15 protein-coding genes and 1 pseudogene are annotated in these 19,284 nt (G+C 65.0%); 6 read left to right on the forward strand and 10 right to left on the reverse strand.

Annotated features, from left to right (window positions below):
• Window positions 1-75 precede the first annotated feature (75 nt).
• A complete protein-coding gene (locus tag ABE424_RS17925) occupies window positions 76-960 on the forward strand; it encodes an outer membrane protein assembly factor BamD (RefSeq protein WP_346492244.1) in 885 nt (294 codons plus the stop codon).
• 57 nt (window positions 961-1,017) lie between these two features.
• On the opposite strand, the gene ABE424_RS17930 is transcribed toward ABE424_RS17925, so the two are convergent.
• From ABE424_RS17930 to sucC, 3 genes are all read right to left on the reverse strand, one after another.
• On the reverse strand, window positions 1,018-2,652 hold the full coding sequence (locus tag ABE424_RS17930) for an NAD+ synthase (protein WP_179460233.1): 1,635 nt from the start codon (window positions 2,650-2,652) through the stop codon (window positions 1,018-1,020).
• A 345-nt stretch (window positions 2,653-2,997) separates the two neighbouring features.
• The gene (gene sucD, locus ABE424_RS17935) at window positions 2,998-3,873 is read right to left on the reverse strand and encodes a succinate--CoA ligase subunit alpha (RefSeq protein ID WP_176988385.1); all 876 of its coding nucleotides are present in this window, start codon (window positions 3,871-3,873) and stop codon (window positions 2,998-3,000) included.
• Between the two features lie 21 nt (window positions 3,874-3,894).
• Window positions 3,895-5,064, reverse strand: a complete 1,170-nt coding sequence (gene sucC / locus ABE424_RS17940; RefSeq protein ID WP_179460232.1) for an ADP-forming succinate--CoA ligase subunit beta — start codon at window positions 5,062-5,064, stop codon at window positions 3,895-3,897.
• A gap of 333 nt (window positions 5,065-5,397) precedes the next feature.
• On the opposite strand from sucC, the gene ABE424_RS17945 reads away from it, so the two are divergent.
• On the forward strand, window positions 5,398-7,011 hold the full coding sequence (locus ABE424_RS17945) for an ATP-binding protein (RefSeq protein ID WP_346492243.1): 1,614 nt from the start codon (window positions 5,398-5,400) through the stop codon (window positions 7,009-7,011).
• A 70-nt stretch (window positions 7,012-7,081) separates the two neighbouring features.
• On the forward strand, window positions 7,082-8,467 hold the full coding sequence (locus ABE424_RS17950) for a sigma-54 dependent transcriptional regulator (RefSeq protein ID WP_346492242.1): 1,386 nt from the start codon (window positions 7,082-7,084) through the stop codon (window positions 8,465-8,467).
• A 68-nt stretch (window positions 8,468-8,535) separates the two neighbouring features.
• Here ABE424_RS17950 and pilB read toward each other — a convergent pair whose 3' ends face one another.
• Together pilB and ABE424_RS17960 are read right to left on the reverse strand one after the other, a co-directional pair.
• The gene (gene pilB / locus ABE424_RS17955; protein WP_346492241.1) at window positions 8,536-10,260 is read right to left on the reverse strand and encodes a type IV-A pilus assembly ATPase PilB; all 1,725 of its coding nucleotides are present in this window, start codon (window positions 10,258-10,260) and stop codon (window positions 8,536-8,538) included.
• A 441-nt stretch (window positions 10,261-10,701) separates the two neighbouring features.
• Entirely contained in the window at window positions 10,702-11,142 is a 441-nt protein-coding gene (locus ABE424_RS17960) for a pilin (RefSeq protein WP_346492240.1), read from the reverse strand.
• 360 nt (window positions 11,143-11,502) lie between these two features.
• Here ABE424_RS17960 and ABE424_RS17965 point away from each other — a divergent pair, with 360 nt between their 5' ends.
• The 3 genes from ABE424_RS17965 to coaE are packed head-to-tail and all read left to right on the forward strand — an operon-like array spanning window position 11,503 to window position 14,255.
• On the forward strand, window positions 11,503-12,762 hold the full coding sequence (locus tag ABE424_RS17965; protein ID WP_346492239.1) for a type II secretion system F family protein: 1,260 nt from the start codon (window positions 11,503-11,505) through the stop codon (window positions 12,760-12,762).
• 7 nt (window positions 12,763-12,769) lie between these two features.
• A complete protein-coding gene (locus tag ABE424_RS17970; RefSeq protein ID WP_176988378.1) occupies window positions 12,770-13,633 on the forward strand; it encodes an A24 family peptidase in 864 nt (287 codons plus the stop codon).
• Between the two features lie 10 nt (window positions 13,634-13,643).
• Window positions 13,644-14,255 (forward strand): dephospho-CoA kinase, encoded by a 612-nt coding sequence (coaE, locus tag ABE424_RS17975; RefSeq protein ID WP_346492238.1) that lies wholly within the window; start codon window positions 13,644-13,646, stop codon window positions 14,253-14,255.
• Window positions 14,256-14,291: 36 nt separating this feature from the next.
• On the opposite strand, the gene ABE424_RS17980 is transcribed toward coaE, so the two are convergent.
• The 5 genes and pseudogenes from ABE424_RS17980 to ABE424_RS18000 all read right to left on the reverse strand — a co-directional run bounded on the left by ABE424_RS17980 (window position 14,292) and on the right by ABE424_RS18000 (window position 19,191).
• A complete protein-coding gene (locus ABE424_RS17980; RefSeq protein WP_346492237.1) occupies window positions 14,292-15,656 on the reverse strand; it encodes a HAMP domain-containing sensor histidine kinase in 1,365 nt (454 codons plus the stop codon).
• A complete protein-coding gene (locus ABE424_RS17985; RefSeq protein WP_019183933.1) occupies window positions 15,619-16,296 on the reverse strand; it encodes a response regulator transcription factor in 678 nt (225 codons plus the stop codon). Before ABE424_RS17985 ends, ABE424_RS17980 begins: the two co-directional genes overlap by 38 nt.
• An 8-nt stretch (window positions 16,297-16,304) precedes the next feature.
• Window positions 16,305-16,778: a hypothetical protein gene (locus tag ABE424_RS17990; RefSeq protein WP_346492236.1), complete on the reverse strand. Its 474-nt coding sequence runs from the start codon at window positions 16,776-16,778 to the stop codon at window positions 16,305-16,307.
• A 227-nt stretch (window positions 16,779-17,005) separates the two neighbouring features.
• Window positions 17,006-17,899: a 30S ribosomal protein S6--L-glutamate ligase gene (rimK, locus tag ABE424_RS17995; protein WP_346492235.1), complete on the reverse strand. Its 894-nt coding sequence runs from the start codon at window positions 17,897-17,899 to the stop codon at window positions 17,006-17,008.
• Window positions 17,900-18,085: 186 nt separating this feature from the next.
• A pseudogene (locus tag ABE424_RS18000) lies at window positions 18,086-19,191 on the reverse strand (IS3 family transposase).
• Between the last annotated feature and the right edge of the window lie 93 nt (window positions 19,192-19,284).

Genomic DNA, 19,284 nt, shown 5'->3' on the forward strand with positions numbered 1-19,284 from the left:
CCAGTTTCAGTCGCGGGACAGGCCACTAGGCTATCATCGACCCTTCGTATTCCAGCCGCGTCCCGCCCTGACCCCATGATCCGACGCTCCGTTATGCTGTCCGCGCCCGTCCGCCTCGCCGCCCTGATGCTGGTGCTGCTCTTCGTCGCCACCGGCTGCCACCGCGGTACCAAGGGCAAGAATCCGGATGAAGGCCTGCCGGTTGAGCAGCTCTATGAAAAGAGCCACAAGCTCATGGAAGGGGGGAACTGGAGCGGTGCCGAAGCCAGCTTCCGCCGCCTGGTAGCCCAATACCCGTATGGCCCGTATACCGAACAGGCCATGATCGAAAGCGCCTACGCGCAGTACAAGGCCGGCAAGCACGATGACGCGGTGTCCAGCGTGGACCGCTTCATCCGTACCTACCCGACCCATCGCAACATCGCCTACATGTACTACCTGCGTGGCCTGGCCAATGGCAACCGCGACACGGTCTTCCTGCGCCGCGTCTGGTCGCTGGACCCGAGCCGCCGCGACCTGTCCAGCCCGCGCCAGGCCTATGCCGATTTCACCATCGTCACCGAGCGCTACCCGAACAGCCGCTACGCCGCCGACGCGCGCCAGCGGATGATCGCCCTGCGCGACGTGTTCGCCCAGTACGAGCTGGACAACGCCCTGTACTACCTGCGCCGCGAGGCCTACGTCTCGGCTGCCAGCCGCGCCAACTTCCTGCTGGACAACTACCCGCAGAGCGCGTTCCAGTACGATGCCGTGGCCGCCCTGGGCGAGGCCTACACCAAGCTGGGCAACAAGACCCTGGCCGACGATGCCCGCCGCGTGCTCGAGCTGAACCAGCCCGACCACCCGTGGCTGCAGGGCAAGTGGCCGAAGTACCCGTGGATGGTCCGCAAGCTGAACCCGTTTGCCGGCGAGAAGTCCGCCAGTACCGGTGAACGCAACGCCACGATGAACCGCAAATAATGAAAAGGCCCCGAAAGGGGCCTTTTTTATTACGGTGGTGCCCGACCGGGTGGCTTCTCAGCCCTTGTACCCATTGCTGATCGGGTACCGGCGCTCACGCCCGAACGCCCGGCGCGAGACCTTCGGCCCCGGGGCGGCCTGGTGGCGCTTCCACTCGCTGGTGCGCACCAGACGCAGCACACGGTCCACCACCTCGGCGGCATACCCGGCGGCCACGATCTCCTCGCGCGACTGCTCCTGGTCCACGTAGCGGTACAGGATGCCGTCCAGCACGTCGTAGGCCGGCAGCGAGTCCTGGTCGGTCTGGTTGGCGCGCAGCTCGGCCGAGGGCGGGCGGGAAATCACCGCCGGCGGGATCACCGGGGCGCCGCCGACCGTATTGCGCCACTTGGAGAGCCCGAACACCTCCGTCTTGTACAGGTCCTTGAGCGGGGCATAGCCGCCGCACATGTCGCCGTAGATGGTCGCGTAGCCCACCGCGTACTCGCTTTTGTTGCCCGTGGTCAGCAGCAGCCCGCCGAACTTGTTGGACAGCGCCATCAGGATCACGCCGCGGCTGCGCGACTGCAGGTTCTCTTCGGTCACATCGGCCGCCTGCCCCTCGAACATCGGGCCGAGCGCGGCCATCAGGCCCTCGAACACCGGTTCGATCGAGACCGCTTCCAGTTTCACGCCCAGCGCGCGGCACTGCTCGGCGGCCAGGTCGTTGGACATGTCCGCCGTGTAGCGCGACGGCAGCCGCACCGCGGTGACGTTGGCCGCGCCCAGCGCATCCACCGCCATCGCCAGCACCAGGGCCGAATCGATGCCGCCCGACAGCCCCAGCCAGACCTTCTTGAAGCCGTTCTTGCGGCAGTAGTCCTGGATCCCGCGGGTCACCGCGCGCCAGGCCAGCGCGTCCATGCTCTCGTCGCCGTCGTCCATCCACTCGCGCGGCAGGAAGCGGCGCGCATCGGCGTCGTAATCCACGACCAGCCACTGGTCGGTGAAAGCCGCGGCCGCCGGATGCACCGTGCCATCGCCATCGGCCACGACCGAGGCCCCGTCGAACACCAGCGCGTCCTGGCCGCCCACCACGTTCAGATAGGCAATCGCCGCCCCGCTCTCACGGGTGCGCTCGGCCAGCAGCGCATCACGCTGGGCGTGCTTGCCGCGCTCGTAGGGGGAGGCGTTGGGCACGATCACCAGCTGCGCACCGGCGCGCACGGTATCGGCCAGCGGTTCGGCGAACCAGAGGTCCTCGCAGACCAGCACGCCGACCGGAACGCCCTTCAGCTCGAACACGCAGCTGCCGCCGTCCGGATCGACATCGAAGTATCGGCGCTCATCGAACACCGCGTAATTGGGCAGCTCGCGCTTGCGGTAGGTGTGTTCGACCTTGCCATCGCGCAGCACGCTGGCCGCGTTGTAGACCACCGCACCGGCGGCCTGTGGCCAGCCGACCACGGCCGCGATGCCGGTGGTGGCCGCCGCGATGCGCTCCAGCGCCTGCTGGCAGTCGTACAGGAAGCCCGGGCGCAGCAGCAGATCCTCCGGCGGGTAGCCGCTGATCGCCAGCTCCGGGAACACCACCAGCTCGGCCCCGTATTCGTCGCGCGCCTCGGCGATCATCGCGATGATGGTGTCGGTGTTCTGCGCCACTGCGCCAACCGGAAAATCGAACTGCGCCAGGGCAATGCGGAGCGACGTCATGGGGGTCCAGCCTGTGGTTGCAATACGCACATTGTAGTGCCGGCCGCGGGGCGGCCCCCCCCCCAAAGGCCGCAGCACAAATGTGGGCCGGCCCGCCGCCGGCGCACCGAGGTTGCACTCCGACCTTTGTTGTGCCGGCCGGGGGCCGCAAACCCCGCATCGGGCGGCCGCACGCTGTGGCGCCGGCCAGCGGCCGGCACTACGTGGCGTGCGTACCGACCAAGGGTCGGCACCTACCGGTCCGGGTAGTGCCTGAAACGCAGAAAGGCCGCCCGGAGGCGGCCTTTCCAAGCCGACCAACGGTCGGCTTCTACAGACACGTCAGCCGCTGCGCGGCTGGCGGTCTTATTTCACCAGCTTGGCGATGGCAGCGCCCAGGTCGCCCGGCGAGCGGACGGTGACGACACCGGCAGCTTCCATGGCGGCGAACTTGCCTTCCGCGGTGCCCTTGCCGCCCGATGCGATCGCACCGGCGTGGCCCATGCGCTTGCCGGCCGGAGCCGAGGCGCCCGCGATGAAGCCGACGACCGGCTTCTTCACGTGGTTCTTGATGTACTCGGCACCGGCTTCTTCAGCGTCGCCGCCGATTTCGCCGACCATGATGATGCCTTCGGTCTGCGGATCTTCGTTGAACAGCTTCAGGCAGTCGACGAAGTTCAGGCCGTTGATCGGGTCACCACCGATGCCGATGCAGGTGGACTGGCCCAGGCCGACTTCCGTGGTCTGCTTGACCGCTTCATAGGTCAGGGTGCCCGAACGCGACACGATGCCGATCTTGCCCGGCTTGTGGATGTGACCCGGCATGATGCCGATCTTGCACTCACCCGGGGTGATGACGCCCGGGCAGTTCGGCCCGATCAGCACGGTGTCCGGATGCGAGCGGGTCAGCACGTTCTTGACGCGCAGCATGTCCAGCACCGGAATGCCTTCGGTGATGCACACGATGACCTGGATGCCGGCAGCGGCCGCTTCCAGGATCGCGTCAGCCGCGTACGGCGGCGGCACGTAGATGACCGAGGCGTTGGCGCCGGTGCTCTGCACGGCGTCGGCAACGGTGTTGAAGACCGGCAGGTCGATGTGGGTGGTGCCGCCCTTGCCGGGGGTCACGCCGCCAACAACCTGGGTGCCGTACTCGATCATCTGAGTGGCGTGGAAGGTGCCCTGCTGGCCGGTGAAGCCCTGCACGATCACCTTGGTGTTCTTGTTAATCAAAACAGACATTGGATTTCCTTCGGTGTCGGATCAGGCAGCGTTCTTGACAGCTTCGACGACCTTCTTGGCACCGTCGTTGATGTTGTCGGCCGGGATGATGGCCATGCCGCTGTCACGCAGCAGCTGCTTGCCTTCTTCCACGTTGGTGCCTTCCAGGCGCACCACGACCGGAACCTTGACGCCCACTTCCTTGACCGCGGCGATGATGCCTTCGGCAATCATGTCGCAGCGGACGATGCCGCCGAAGATGTTGACGAAGATGCCTTCGACCTTGTCCGAGGACAGGATCAGCTTGAACGCTTCGATGACGCGCTGCTTGTTCGCACCGCCGCCCACGTCCAGGAAGTTCGCCGGCTCGCCGCCGTTGAGCTTGATGACGTCCATGGTGGCCATGGCCAGGCCGGCGCCGTTGACCATGCAGCCGATGTTGCCGTCCATGGTGACGTAGTTGATGTCCAGCTCCGAAGCGGTCACTTCGGTTTCGTCTTCCTGGGTCTTGTCGCGCATGGCGACCAGCGCCTTCTGACGGAACGCGGCGTTGTCGTCGCTGTCGAACTTGCCGTCCAGCGCGTACAGGTTGCCGTCGTCCAGGATGGCCAGCGGGTTGATTTCAACCAGGGCCAGGTCCTTTTCGTTGAACAGGCGGTACAGGTTCACCATGATGCTGGCGAACTGGCCGGCCTGCTTGGCGGTCAGGCCCAGCTTGAAGCCGAAATCACGGCCGTGGTAACCCTGCACGCCTTCAACGAAATCGACGTTGAGCGAGTGGATCAGCTCGGGGGTTTCAGCGGCGACCTGCTCGATCTCCACGCCGCCTTCCGAAGAGGCGATGTAGGTGATGGTCTTGGTGCCACGGTCGACCAGCACCGACAGGTACAGTTCCTTGACGATCTCGCCGGCGGTGGTCACCAGCACCAGGTTGACCGGGAGTTCGACGCCGGCGGTCTGGTAGGTGGCCATCTTGGTGCCGAGCATCTTGGCCGCAGCGGCCTTCACGTCGTCGGTGGTCTTGCAGAACTTGACGCCGCCAGCCTTGCCGCGGCCGCCAGCGTGGATCTGCGCCTTGACCATCCAGGGGCCCTGGCCCAGGGCGTTGGCAGCTTCAACCGCTTCGTCCGGGGTAGCCGCGACCTTGCCGGCCGGAACGGGAATGCCGTACTCGGCAAGCAGCTGTTTTGACTGGTATTCGTGGAAATTCATGCGTCACCGTGGGAATAGGAACGACCGCACGCATCTCCAAGGCTCCCTCACGGGGGCGCCGGTAAGGACCGCGGCGGGCCCACTATTGTGGACGACCCGGCGCGCGCGCGCAAAGAAGTCCGTCCGGAGACAGCCACGCCAGGGGGTTTCCGGCGCAATTTCAGACAGTTGCGGCAGGGGCCGGAAACCGCCTTGCGGGCACCTCGCCGCACCGCCGCGCAGCCGGCCGGCGCCCGCCCACCGTCCCGCCTTCACACGCCCGGCCCCGGCCGGCCGCCCCCAAACCCGGCCGGACCCCCTACACTGCCCCCGTGCCAGAAGGGGAGTTCCGGCGTGTCACCCAGTGCTTCATTGATCGACCGCATCGAATCGATACCGCGGCGCGAGCTGTATTTCTTCGCGTTGTACCGCCTGCTGATGGCCACCGTCATCGGCGCGCTGCTGTTCAGCCCGTTGACCAGCCTGGTCGGGGCCGCCGACCACCCGAAACTGGCGACGATCGTGGCCAGCGGCTACCTGCTGGTGGCCGTGCTGGTGCTGCTGTTCGGCCGCAACGAGCGCTGGCTGCGCACCATCGTGGTGTGGAGCGTGGCCGCCGACATCATCGCCGCCACCCTGCTCGCCCATGCCCTGCCCGGTGCCAGCGCGGGCATCTCGATGTCGCTGCTGTTCAACATCGCCGCGGCCGCCACCCTGCTGCCCTTGAGCATGGGGCTGGGCCTGGCCGCTGCCGCCAGCGCCGCCACCGCCGGCGAGTACATCTGGAAACAACTCGAAGGCGGCGACCCGACCCGCACCCTGGCCGAGCTCGCGATGTTCGTCACCAGCTACCTGGCCATCGCCTTCATCAGTTACCAGGTCGGCAACCGTGCCCGCATGAACCAGCAGCTGGCCAACCAGCGCGGCGATGAAGTGGCCAACCTGTTCCAGATCAACGAGCTGATCATCCGCCGCATGCGCACCGGCGTGATCGTGGTCGATGGTGCCAACCGCATCACCCTGGCCAACGAGGCCGCCTCCACCCTGCTCGGCGATGCCGACGGCAACAGTGGCAGCGGCCGGCTGGAACTGGGCAGCGCCGCGCCCGAGCTGAGCCGCCGGCTGCTGCGCTGGCGCAACGGCTGGACCAACGAGGAAATGCCGCTGCAGCTCTCGCCGGACCAGCCCGAAGTGCAGCCGCGTTTTGCCCGCCTGCTCGCCGGCAGCGACCTCACCCTGGTGTTCCTGGACGACTCCACCGTGGTCTCGCGGCGTGCCGAGTCCTTGACGCTCTCGGCGATGGGTCGCTTCTCGGCCAGCCTCGCCCATGAGATCCGCAACCCGCTGGCGGCGATCAACTACGCCGCCCAGCTGCTGGAAGAATCCACCGACATCGGCGACACCGACCGCCGCCTGCTGCAGATCATCAACCAGCAGTGCCAGCGCACCAACGGCATCGTCGAGAGCGTGCTCGGGCTGGCCCGGCGCGAGCGCGCCAACCCGGAGAACGTGGACCTGGCCGCGTTCGTGCGCCGCTTCGTGCTCGAATACAAACAGGGCCTCTCGCTGGAGACCGACAGCGTGGAGCCGATCATCAGCGAGACCTCGGTGCACGCCCTGGTGGACCCGCGCCACCTGCACCAGATCCTGACCGTGCTGGTCCACAACGCGCTCAAGTACGGCCGCGTGGCGGAAGAGCCTGCGCGCGTGCGGCTGCGCGTAGCGCGCCAGGACCGCACCGCCATCATCGATGTGATGGACCGCGGCCCCGGCATTCCCGAGACCGTCGCCAGCCAGCTGTTCCGGCCGTTCTTCACCACCTCCGAGCATGGCACCGGTCTGGGCCTGTACATCGCCCGCGAACTCTGCCGGGCCAACCAGGCACGGCTGGAGTACGTCTCGGTGCCCGCCGGCGGCGCCTGCTTCCGGCTGGTGCTGGCCGGCCCGCACACGATGATGGCCGGATGAGCCGCGCACACCTGCACACCCCCGTCAAACATTTGTCGCCAACGACCGCCCTCGGCTATCTTCCTTCCTTATGAATGACACCCGCAGCGCCCTCGTCGTCGACGACGAGCGTGACATCCGCGAACTCCTCGTACTGACCCTGGGCCGCATGGGCCTGCGCGTGAGCACCGCGGCCAACCTCGCCGAAGCCCGCGAGCTGCTGGCCAGCAACCCGTACGACCTGTGCATCACCGACATGCGGCTGCCCGATGGCAACGGCATCGAGCTGGTCACCGAAATCGCGCAGCACTACCCGCGCACGCCGGTGGCGATGATCACCGCGTTCGGCAGCATGGACCTGGCGGTGGAAGCACTGAAGGCCGGCGCGTTCGATTTCGTCAGCAAGCCGGTGGATATTTCGGTGCTGCGCGGACTGGTCAAGCACGCACTCGAGCTCAACAACACCGAGCGTGCCGCGCCCGCACCGCTGGCCCCGGAACAGGCTGCACGCCTGCTCGGCGATTCGCCGTCGATGGATGTGCTGCGCGCCACCATCGCCAAGGTCGCGCGCAGCCAGGCGCCGGTCTACATCCTCGGCGAATCCGGCGTCGGCAAGGAGCTGGTCGCCCGCACCATCCACGCGCAGAGCGCGCGTGCGCCGGGCGCATTCGTGCCGGTCAACTGCGGCGCGATTCCCTCGGAGCTGATGGAGAGCGAGTTCTTCGGGCACAAGAAGGGCAGTTTCACCGGTGCGCATGCCGACAAACCCGGGCTGTTCCAGGCCGCGCATGGTGGCACCCTGTTCCTGGATGAAGTGGCCGAGCTGCCGCTGCAGATGCAGGTCAAGCTGCTGCGCGCGATCCAGGAGAAATCGATCCGCCCGGTCGGCGCCGCCACCGAGGTGCCGGTCGACGTGCGCATCCTCTCGGCCACGCACAAGGACCTGGGCGAGCTGGTCGAGGACGGCCGCTTCCGCCACGACCTCTATTACCGCATCAACGTGATCGAACTGCGTGTGCCGCCGCTGCGCGAGCGCCGCAGCGACCTGCCCGCGCTGGCCGCCTCGATCCTGGCCCGGCTGGCCCGCACCCACGGCCGCCCGACCCCGCTGCTGGCGCCCTCGGCGCTGGAAGCCCTGGCCCAGTACCACTTCCCCGGCAACGTGCGCGAACTGGAGAACATCCTCGAACGCGCCCTGGCCTTGGCCGAGGAAGACCGCATCGGCGCCAGCGATCTGCGCCTGCCGCAGCACGCGCCGCGTTTCGGCGCCGGCAATGCAGCCGCCACCCAGGAAGAAGCGGTGGTCGACCTGCCAGCCGGCAACGGCGCCCTGCCCTCCTACATCGAGCAGATGGAGCGCACCGCGATCCAGAAGGCGCTGGAGGAGAACCGCTGGAACAAGACGCGCACGGCCGCGCAGCTTGGGATTACCTTCCGCGCGTTGCGGTACAAGCTGAAGAAGCTGGGGATGGACTGAAATCCCCCGTCGCCCGCAGAAAAAAGGCCCGCTCGCGCGGGCCTTTCCGTATCAGCCCACCGCGCTGATCAATCCTTGGTCACCCGGTTGATCTCCGCCAGACCGGTCACACCGGCCGCGGCCTTGATCAACGCCGACTGGCGCAGATCGTTGACCCCGGCCAGCTGCGCCGCTTCGGCAATCTGCAGCGCATTGCCACCGGCCAACACGATCGTGGAGATCTCATCGGTCATCGGCATGACCTGGTACAGACCGGTACGCCCCTTGTAACCCTCGGTGCACTCATCGCAGCCGACCGGCTCGAACAGCTTGATGCCCGCGTCCAGCTGGGCCTGGGTGAAGCCTTCCGCCAGCAGCGCGTTGGCTGGCAGCTCCACCGGGCGCTTGCAGTTGTTGCACAGCCGGCGGGCCAGGCGCTGGGCGATCACCAATGTCACCGAGCTGGTGATGTTGTACGGCGCGATGCCCATGTTCATCAGGCGCGCGATGGTCTGCGGGGCATCGTTGGTATGCAGCGTGGAGAGCACCATGTGGCCGGTCTGCGCAGCCTTGATCGCGATCTCGGCCGTTTCCAGGTCGCGGATTTCGCCGACCATGATGATGTCCGGATCCTGGCGCAGGAACGAGCGCAGCGCCGCGGCGAAGGTCATGCCGCGCTTGACGTTCTGCTGCACCTGGTTGACGCCGGGCAGGCGGATTTCGACCGGGTCTTCCGCGGTGGAGATGTTGCGCGTTTCATCGTTGAGGATGCCCAGCGCGGTATACAGCGACACGGTCTTGCCCGAGCCGGTCGGGCCGGTGACCAGCACCATGCCATACGGCTTGTGGATCGCATCCAGGAACAGTCTCTGCTGGGCCGGCTCATAGCCGAGCTTGTCGATGCCCAGCTTGGCCGCGCTGCCATCGAGGATACGCAGCACCACCTTCTCGCCGAACAGGGTCGGCAGCGTGCTGACGCGGAAGTCGATCTGGCGGGTCTTGGACAGGTTGAGCTTGATGCGCCCATCCTGCGGCACGCGTTTCTCGGCGATATCCAGCTGCGCCATCACCTTCAGGCGCGCGGCGATGCGCTGGTTGAGCTTGACCGGGGCCTTGGCCACGTTCTTGAGCAGACCATCGATGCGCAGGCGCACCCGATAGTCGTCTTCGTAGGGTTCGAAGTGGATGTCCGAGGCGCCTTTGCGGATGGCGTCGACCAGTACCTTGTTGATGAACTTTACGACGGGGGTGTCGTCGCCTTTGGCGTCGACGCCGGAGTCGATGGACCCGCCTTCTTCGTCGCCTGCAGAGACGTCCAGGTCGCCCATTTCGTCGTCAGTGCCAAGCGCTGAACCAAGTGTGTCCTGCTTGGACTGCCACTGCTCCAGCGTCCGACGGATCTGGTCTTCATCGACCAAGATCGGCTCGACCACCAGATTGGTGTGGAACTTGATCTCATCCAGCGAATGAGTGGGGTTGCTAGTGCCGACGAAGAGCTTGCCACCGCGCTTGAAGAGCGGCAGGACGTGATGCTTGCGCAGCAGCTCTTCGCTCACCAGACTCATTGCGTTCTGGTTGTTGTCGAACGCCGACACGTCGAGCAGAGGCATTCCGAACTCCACCGCGTTGGCGGCGGCCAGCTGGGCACTGGTGACCAGCTTTTTCTGCGCGAACCACTGAGGCAGCGGCAAGCGGGCAGCAGTAGCCTGCGCCATGGCTTCACGCGCAGCTGTCTCTTCAATCGCCCCGTCTTGAACCAAGCGACGAGCAATGCCGGTAATTCCGACAAGGTTGGGAGAAGTTGCGGCGTTCATGTTCGTCCTTTGGTTCAGTACAACTGTTTCGCGGGTTCGGAAGTGTCGATTTGTCAGCTGTGACCCGGCTTTGAGACAGGCCAGCAGGAAAGATGGCCAGCTGTTTGCACCATCCTGCATCGGTTCAAGAACTTTTGCATCTGTCCGCAGCCTAGTGGCCGAGGGTCATTCCGAACCTGCAGAGATTTGCGATCAATCGCCTGCCTTAAATGCTCATCAAAGAGGTCAGCCTCGCCTTGCAGGCTGCTCAGGGCGATGGCATCTGACGACCTGGAGTTGGCATCAGAGATCAGTTCACCCCATCTGAGCTGACCCGCGGAGTACACCAACAGTCGCACGTGCGTGCAACACACGTCCTGCTACAGCTCACCCTATAACGCGAAAAAAAAGCGGAGGGCATTTAGCCCTCCGCTCTAGGTCTTTCGACTCACCGCGCCAGCTTTAGTTGGTCGGCGGAGTCACAACAGCGCCCTGGCAGCTGCCCGGGCGGTACTTGGATTCGATCGAACCACTGCAGGACCAGCTCGGAACAACGCCATCAGCGACACCAGTGGCAACCGGGGTCAAAGTGATGGTGCTGCCGTCGATATCGTCAGAGATACCCTGCGCCGTCGCAGTGATGGTGGTGCCGTTCCAGGTCAGGTTCGACACGTACTGCGTCTGCTGGAAGTCAGGTGCCCAAGTGGTCGGCGGCAGCGCATTGTTGCTGGCCACGAACTCGGAGATGTCCGTACGCAGCGAAGAAGCGGCCAGGATGACTTCCGAGACCTTGGCCTTCTTGGTGTAGTTCGAGTACGCCGGCAGCGCGATGGCGGCCAGGATGGCGATGATCGCGACCACGATCATCAGTTCGATCAGGGTAAAGCCCTGCTGCTTCTTCATGAGTACATCCCCTAGAGGTAGATAAATAGTAGGGCACTGGGCCCTTGCCTGACCGGCAAGCCGGGTGAGCGAGGCGGGCGCCCCGTGCGGGTGGATCGAAGCAGGTTGCGTGCCAACAGTGCCAGCAATGCTCCCCAGCATTCCCCGGCGCAATGATGGCACCAATCTTCAGGATTGGAACCCCCCTCACAACAATTTGCGACGCATCCTGCAATGTGACCAGTTGCGTCACCTTTTGACACCCCCGGTCTGGACCGGTTGCCCCCGCCGGACGCCCGGCAGGACTGCCAACGCTTCCCGGAACCGGCTACCATGCGGCGAGATAGCCCGCCTGGGGATGGTGTGGCTGGGGAGCCCTGTATGTCTGTCAGCCGTAGCGCGATCAAAAAAGAGCCCGTGGCGCGTAGCACCATGGAGTTGCAGCCGTTTGTCTGGGAGGGGACCGACAAGCGCGGCATCAAGATGAAGGGCGAGCAGCCCGCCAAGAATGCCAATCTGCTGCGCGCCGAACTGCGGCGGCAGGGAATAATGCCTAGCGTTGTGAAGCCAAAGCCGAAGCCACTCTTTGGCAGTGCCGGCAAACCTGTGGGCGCAAAGGACATTTCCTTCTTCAGCCGCCAGATGGCGACCATGATGAAGTCAGGCGTGCCCATCGTCAGTGCATTGGAGATCATCGGCAGCGGACACAAGAATCCGCGAATGAAGAAGCTGGTGGGCAGTATCCGAACGGACATTGAAGGTGGCTCATCCCTGCATGAAGCCATCAGCAGGCATCCAATCCAGTTCGACGAGCTATACCGCAATCTGGTTCGAGCAGGCGAAGGCGCCGGTGTACTTGAGACCGTGCTCGACACAATCGCGACTTACAAAGAGAACATGGAAGCCCTCAAGGGCAAGATCAAGAAAGCCATGTTCTACCCCGCGATGGTCGTCGCTGTCGCCGTGTTGGTCAGCGCCATTCTTCTGATTTTTGTCGTGCCGCAGTTCGAAGAAGTATTCAAGAGCTTCGGCGCCGAGCTTCCAGCCTTTACCCAGATGATCGTCGGACTATCGCGATTCATGGTGTCGTATTGGTGGGTAATGCTGGCAGCTGTGCTTGGCGCTATTTTCGGATTCATCTACGCGTACAAGCGATCCCCGAAGATGCAGCACACAATGGATCGCCTGATCCTCAAGGTGCCGGTCATCGGCCAGATCATGCATAACAGCTCCATCGCCCGCTTCGCCCGCACCACCGCCGTGACCTTCAAGGCCGGCGTGCCGCTGGTCGAGGCGCTGGGCATCGTCGCCGGCGCTACCGGCAACAAGGTCTACGAGGAAGGCGTGCTGCGCATGCGCGATGACGTGTCGGTCGGCTACCCGGTCAACATGGCGATGAAGCAGATCAACCTGTTTCCGCACATGGTGGTGCAGATGACCGCCATCGGCGAGGAGGCCGGCGCGCTGGACACCATGCTGTTCAAGGTGGCCGAGTATTATGAGCAGGAGGTCAACAATGCCGTGGACGCCCTGAGCAGCCTGCTGGAACCGATGATCATGGTGTTCATTGGTACCATCGTGGGCGGCATGGTGATCGGCATGTACCTGCCCATCTTCAAACTCGGCGCGGTAGTTGGATAACTAATCAATGGCATTTCTCGACCAGCATCCCGGTCTCGGCTACCCCGCCGCGGTCGGACTGGGACTGCTGATCGGCAGTTTCCTCAACGTGGTGATCCTGCGCCTGCCCAAGCGGCTGGAGTGGGAGTGGAAGCGCGATGCGCGCGAGGTCCTGGAAGAACCGGACATCTACGAGCCGCCACCGCCCGGCATCGTCGTGGAGCCCTCGCACTGCCCACACTGCAAGCACAAGCTGTCCTGGTACGAGAACATCCCGCTGTTCAGCTGGCTGGCCCTGCGCGGCAAGTGCCGCCATTGCCATGCCCCGATCTCGATCCAGTACCCGCTGGTGGAGCTGCTGACCGCCGTGCTGGTGGCTGCCAGCGTCTGGCAGTTCGGCTTCGGCTGGCAGGGCTTCGGTGCGATCGTGCTGAGCTGCTTCCTGGTGGCCTTGTCCGGGATCGATCTGCGTACCCAGCTGCTGCCCGACCAGTTGACCTTGCCACTGATGTGGCTCGGCCTGATCGCGGCCAGCGACAATCTCTACATGCCGGCCAAACCGGCCCTGCTGGGCGCGCTGGCCGGCTATCTGTCGCTGTGGTCGGTGTGGTGGCTGTTCAAGCAGCTGACCGGCAAGGAAGGCATGGGCCACGGCGACTTCAAGCTGCTGGCGGCCCTGGGCGCCTGGTGCGGACTCAAGGGCATCCTCCCGATCATCCTGCTGTCGTCGATCGTGGGCGCCATCATCGGCTCGATCTGGCTGTACTCGCGCGGCCGCGACCGGGCCACGCCGATCCCGTTCGGGCCGTACCTGGCCATCGCGGGCTGGATCGTGTTCATGTGGGGCGAGCCGTTGATCAACGGCTACCTGAGCTACGCCGGCCTGCGTTGAGGGCCGCGCGATGAGCCGCTTCGTGATCGGGCTGACCGGCGGCATTGCCGCCGGCAAGAGCGAGGTCAGCCGCCGCTTCGAGGCGCTGGGCATCACCGTGGCCGATGCCGACCTGGCCGCACGCGCAGTGGTGGCCCCCGGCAGCGAGGGGCTGGCCCGGATTGCCGCTCACTTCGGCACCGACATCCTGCTGGCCGACGGCCAGCTGGACCGCGCTGCCCTGCGCGCGCGCATCTTCGATTCAGCGCAGGACCGGCAGGCGCTGGAGGCGATCACCCATCCGGCGATCCGCCAGCAGCTGCGCCAGGCCTGCGCGCAGGCCGAGGGACCGTATGCGATCGCGGCGATTCCCCTGCTCACCGAGGCCGGCGGCCGCCAGCAGTACCCCTGGCTGGACCGGATCCTGGTCGTGGACGTGCCGGTGGCCGTGCAGCACGCGCGGCTGATGCAGCGCGATGGCATCGACGCGGCCCTGGCCGACCGCATGATCGCCGCGCAGGCCAGCCGCGAGGCGCGCCTGGCCCTGGCCGACGACGTGGTGGTCAACGACGGTCACCCGGACCATCTGCAGGCGCATGTGGAGCGGCTGGATCGGGCCTATCGGGAGTTGGCGGCGCGGTAGATCTGGAGGAGCCGACCAACGGTCGGCTCTACCGTGTCAGGCGGGGGAGAACGTCAGCGTGGCGATCACGCCGCGCCCGGCACCCGGACGGACGTTGACCTGCCAGCCATAAAGGTCACACAGACGGCTGACGATCGACAAGCCGATACCGCCGCCCTGCGAATGCCCCGCGTGCGTGCCGCGGTAGCCACGCTGGAACAGCTTGGCCGCATCTTCCTCGCTCAGCCCCGGGCCGCTGTCGATCACCTCGACCGCGTTGGCACCGACGCGCACGCGCACCGCGCCTTCCCTGGAATACTTCACGGCGTTGCCGATCAGGTTGCCGAGTGCGACCGACAGGGCCGATTCCGGCGCGTCGATCACCAGATCGTGGTTGCCTTCCAGGACCAGCTCCAGCGGCTTGCCACCCAGCTGGGCGCGATGCGAATCCAGCAGCTGCTCGGAGACCCGGGCGACATTGCTGCTGCCCTGCCCGCGCTCGTTGCGCGAGAGCAGCAGCAGTGCGCCGATCAGATCGGTGCATTGCTGTTCGGCACGCTGGATGCGCTGCAGCCGCTGCAGCACCTTGGGATCGAGATCCGGGCGGGTCAGCAGCAGCTCGGTGGCGCCACGGATCACGGCCAGCGGCGTGCGCAGTTCGTGGCTGACGTCCGCGTTGAACTCGCGGTCGCGCTGCACCACTTCGGTCAGCCGCGCGGAGTAGTCATCCAGCGCCTGGGCCAGCTGGCCCACTTCATCGTCCGGGAAACGCGGTGCCAGGGGTTCCGGCTCGCTGGTGCCACCGCGGTAGGCGCGCAGGCGGGCGGCCAGGTCGGACACCGGCTTCATCACCTTGGAGGCGGACCACCAGCCCAGAACGAGGGACAGCACACTGAACACCAGGACCGAGAAGAACAGCGCGCGGTTGAGCTGGCTCTCGCCGCGGATGCTCTCCGTCATGTCATAGGCGAGGAAGAACCACACCTCCGGCGTTTTGCGTACCGCCAGCTTGTAGGAAAACGGCTTGCCGCCGTCATCCACGCCGCTGACACCGTGGATGCCATCGTTGAACTCATACCAGTCCGGCTGTTCCAGGCGCAGCGCCTCGAACTTGTCCGGCCGGACCAGTCGGGCGTACATCTGCTGCACCGGAAGGTCGGGGCTGCGCGAGGGGTCTGCCGCGAAACGCTTGGCGTACTCGTTGATGTTGCGGTTCATGACATCTTCGACCAGCTGGTTCTCCACGCGGGCGCGGGTCCAGTTGGTGGCGAACGCAAACAGCGTGGTCAGGCAGAAGCCCAACAGCACGAACGAGACGATGATGCGGCTGCGCAGCCGGCGCCGGTATGGCGCGCGGCGACGCCCCCCCCTGCCCGTCACCGGATCAGGCTTCCGGCGCGGCGATGCGGTATCCGATGCCATGACGGGTCTGGATCATCGGAACCTCGAAAGGCTTGTCGACCACGGCGCGCAGGCCGTGGATATGCACGCGCAGGGAATCCGAATCCGGCAGCTCTTCGCCCCACACGCGGGTTTCCAGCTCCTGGCGGGTGACGACGGCCGGCGAGGCCTCCATCAGCGCCTGCAGGATCTTCAGCGCGGTCGGGTTGAGCTGGAGCAGCTTGCCCTGGCGACGCACTTCCAGCGTATCCAGGTTGTACTCCAGGTCACCGGTTTCCAGCACGCGGGTCTGCACGCCCTTGCCGCGACGCGACAGGGCGTTCAGACGCACCTCGACTTCCTGCAGCGCGAACGGCTTGATCAGGTAGTCATCGGCACCGGAATCGAAGCCGGCCAGTTTGTTGTCCAGGGAATCGCGGGCAGTCAGCATCAGCACCGGGGTCTGCTTGCGCGCCTCGTTGCGGAGCTTGCGACAGACCTCGATCCCATCCATGCCGGGCAGGTTGAGGTCCAGCACGATCGCGTCGAACTCATGGACGACGGCCAGGTGCAGGCCGGTGACGCCATCGGCAGCGAAGTCCACGGTGTGGCCGCGGTCTTCGAGGTAATCGCCCAGGTTGGCGGCAATGTCGCTGTTGTCTTCGATTACAAGGATTCGCACTGTGACCTCTAGTTGGAAAAACGACCGACGCGCTGTGCGCGGTCCATGCTGCTCTGGGACGTATTCTTGACCCGTTCCCGCTGGGCAACCGTCATGCACTGCGTCTGCGGCATGTTGGAGCCCACCACGCGCTCACGCCTGCATATTAGACGGCTATCTTCGCGCGCCTGTGTCAAAACGGTGTGCACCACGTGCTGGTCGTTGAACAGTTCGCTGCGGTTGGCCGCCGACAGGGAGGCCTCGCTGCCGTTGCGCTCGACAATGCCACGCATGCGCCCCAAGGCTTCACGGACCCGGCTGCGCTGATCCAGGGTGATTTCCGAGTAAGTCTCGCCGTCGCTCAGGTCCGCTTCGATCTTGGTGATCTGTTCAGCCAGGGGCTTGCCGGGTTCAAAGATTTCCTTGTTCTTCGGCGCCGCTGCGGCGCTTCCCATTGCCAGTACCAGTGCCGCGGCCGCCATGGCCATCGTCAAACGCTTCATGTCGAGCTGATCCGTGCTGTGAAGTGAACGCCGAATGTATGCCGCACCTGCCAGTGGCAGCAAGTGCTGGAGGTCAGGGAGAAAAAGGCCCAGGCGTTTCCGCCTGGGCCTGAAGGTGTTTCCCGATTACCGATCCTGCTGAGGAGGGCAGAGCTGCGGTTCGACAGAGCCTACGCCCGGGCCGATTAAACCGATGTTAAGACCCTTCCCGACCTTGAAAATACGCATCAACCCCTTGTATTTGCAGGCTTTTTCAAGGAAGCAACATGGTCGATGATGCGTCCGGCGAGGTCGGCCTGGCAGATCGCTTCGATCCCCTCCAGCCCCGGGGTGGAGTTGACCTCCAGCACCAGCGGGCCGCGGCTGGAGCGGATCAGGTCCACCCCCGCTACCCCCAGCCCCAGGGCTTTGGCCGAGCGCACGGCCACCAGCTGTTCGGCCCGGCTGGCTTTGGCGGCGCGGGCGCTGCCGCCGGCATGCAGGTTGGAGCGGAAGTCGCCGTCCGGGGCCTGCCGCTGCATGGCCCCGACCACCTGGTCGCCGACCACCAGGCAGCGCAGGTCGGCACCCTGCGCCTCGCCGATGAACTCCTGCATCAGGAAGTTGGCATACAGCCCCCGCAACGCCTCCACGATGCCGCGCGAGGCGCTGGCCTTCTCGGTCAGGATCACGCCACGGCCCTGGGTGCCCTCGTTGAGCTTCACCACGTGCGGCGGCGGGCCGAGCATCGAAAGCAGATCGACGGTGTCATCCGGGTTGTCACCGAACACCGTGACCGGCATGTCGATGCCCTTGGAGGCCAGGATCTGATGCGCCCGCAGCTTGTCGCGCGCACGCAGGATCGCATCGGAGGGATTGGGGGTGCGCGCGCCCATCATCTCGAACTGGCGCAGGACCGCCGTGCCATAGCGGGTGACGGAGGCGCCGATGCGCGGGATCACCGCGTCCACCCCGGTGATCGGCCGCCCCTTGTAATGCATGGTGAAGCCGTCCGCCGCGATCCGCATGTAACAGCGCAGCGGATCGAGGATGCGCACGGTATGGCCACGCGCACGCGCGGCCTCCACCAGGCGGCGCGTGGAGTACAGCTTGCTGTTGCGGGACAGGATGGCGAGTTTCATCGCGGCGCAGGGGGCGGGAAAGCGCGAAGCATAGCGCGCTGGGCGCATGGGGGAAGTAAGGTCGCGCTCACCGAGAATGAACGTCGAAAGGGCAGCAGGCCGCCTCCCCTCTCACACCGACATCACACTGCACTGAATCGCCCCGGCCTCTGTAGACACCTCGAAGCCTCATTATGATTGCTGCTTTTAGAACTCTACCGGAGACAGCCCGTTGTTGTGTCCGTGCTGTCGTCTGGTGTTGTAGAACATCTCGATGTAGTTGAAGACGTCGGACTTTGCTTGCTCGCGAGTCACGTAGATCCGGCGCTTGATGCGCTCGCGTTTGAGGAGTTGGAAGAAGCTCTCGGCGACCGCGTTGTCGTGACAGTTGCCGCGCCGGCTCATGCTGCTGATGAGCCCATGTGCTTTCAGGAAATCTTGCCAGTCGTGGCCAGTAAACTGCGTACCTTGATCGGAGTGCACCAGCAGCCCGGCAGGCGCCTTGCGTCGCCATATGGCCATCATCAAGGCTTGCAGCACCAGGTCGGTGTGCATCGTGGATTGCATCGCCCAACCCACGACCTTCCGTGAGAAAATATCCAGCACCACTGCCAGGTACAGCCAGCCCTCGTGCGTTCGGATGTAGGTGATGTCGGTCACCCATGCCTGATTGGCGATGCTCGGATCGAACTGACGCGCCAGCTGATTGTTGGCGACGATAGCCGGCCTCCCACCGCGCATGCCCGGTCGGCGCCGATAGCCCATCTGTGCCCGCAGACCTTCCTGTCGCATTAATCGCGCCGTCCGATGCTTGCCGCACGATTCACCCAGGTCGCGCAGATCACGGGCAATCTTCCGGTAACCGTACACGCCGCCGCTTTCCAGCCAGGACTGCTTGATTAGGCCCAGGACACGCGTGTCATCCTTGGCCCTTGCTGACATCGGTGCGCTCCGCCAGGCGTAGTACCCGCTGCAATGCAGGCCAATACCTTACACATGCTTCGAAGGCGGAATTGCTGCTCATGATCGAGCATGAACCCGGACAGCTTGGCAAAGTACGCTGCGGCCTTTTTTAGGATGTCTCGCTCTTCGGCTACCCGCCGCAACTCCGACTTGACCCTTCGCAGTTCGGACGCCTGATCGATTGCCGCCGGATGCGTGGATGATGGATTGGCGTCTTGCTTTCGTCAGGCATAGAGGCTGTGGATCGATATTCCGAGCCGACTTGCAACATCAGCGACTGAATGTCCGCGGTCAGTGACCTGCTTGACCGCCTCGATCTTGAACTCCTGCGTGTATCGCTTGCTGCTCATAGACACCCCTAGTGCTGCTGTGAATTATGGCTGCAAAGCGTCCAGGAAAGTCGGGACGATTCAATCGCCGAATTAAGATAAGGTATTGCGCCT

Origin of the sequence: Stenotrophomonas sp. TWI1149, assembly GCF_039673155.1 — a bacterium.
GTDB classification, from domain to species: Bacteria; Pseudomonadota; Gammaproteobacteria; order Xanthomonadales; family Xanthomonadaceae; genus Stenotrophomonas; species Stenotrophomonas maltophilia_AA.

Bases quoted from the DNA above. Each gene is read 5' to 3' on its own strand.
- ABE424_RS17925 (WP_346492244.1), top strand. From the start codon at position 76: ATGATCCGACGCTCCGTTATGCTGTCCGCGCCCGTCCGCCTCGCCGCC.
- ABE424_RS17930 (WP_179460233.1), bottom strand. From the start codon at position 2,652: ATGACGTCGCTCCGCATTGCCCTGGCGCAGTTCGATTTTCCGGTTGGC.
- sucD (WP_176988385.1), bottom strand. From the start codon at position 3,873: ATGTCTGTTTTGATTAACAAGAACACCAAGGTGATCGTGCAGGGCTTC.
- sucC (WP_179460232.1), bottom strand. From the start codon at position 5,064: ATGAATTTCCACGAATACCAGTCAAAACAGCTGCTTGCCGAGTACGGC.
- ABE424_RS17950 (WP_346492242.1), top strand. From the start codon at position 7,082: ATGAATGACACCCGCAGCGCCCTCGTCGTCGACGACGAGCGTGACATC.
- pilB (WP_346492241.1), bottom strand. From the start codon at position 10,260: ATGAACGCCGCAACTTCTCCCAACCTTGTCGGAATTACCGGCATTGCT.
- ABE424_RS17960 (WP_346492240.1), bottom strand. From the start codon at position 11,142: ATGAAGAAGCAGCAGGGCTTTACCCTGATCGAACTGATGATCGTGGTC.
- ABE424_RS17965 (WP_346492239.1), top strand. From the start codon at position 11,503: ATGTCTGTCAGCCGTAGCGCGATCAAAAAAGAGCCCGTGGCGCGTAGC.
- ABE424_RS17970 (WP_176988378.1), top strand. From the start codon at position 12,770: ATGGCATTTCTCGACCAGCATCCCGGTCTCGGCTACCCCGCCGCGGTC.
- coaE (WP_346492238.1), top strand. From the start codon at position 13,644: ATGAGCCGCTTCGTGATCGGGCTGACCGGCGGCATTGCCGCCGGCAAG.
- ABE424_RS17980 (WP_346492237.1), bottom strand. From the start codon at position 15,656: ATGGCATCGGATACCGCATCGCCGCGCCGGAAGCCTGATCCGGTGACG.
- ABE424_RS17990 (WP_346492236.1), bottom strand. From the start codon at position 16,778: ATGAAGCGTTTGACGATGGCCATGGCGGCCGCGGCACTGGTACTGGCA.
- rimK (WP_346492235.1), bottom strand. From the start codon at position 17,899: ATGAAACTCGCCATCCTGTCCCGCAACAGCAAGCTGTACTCCACGCGC.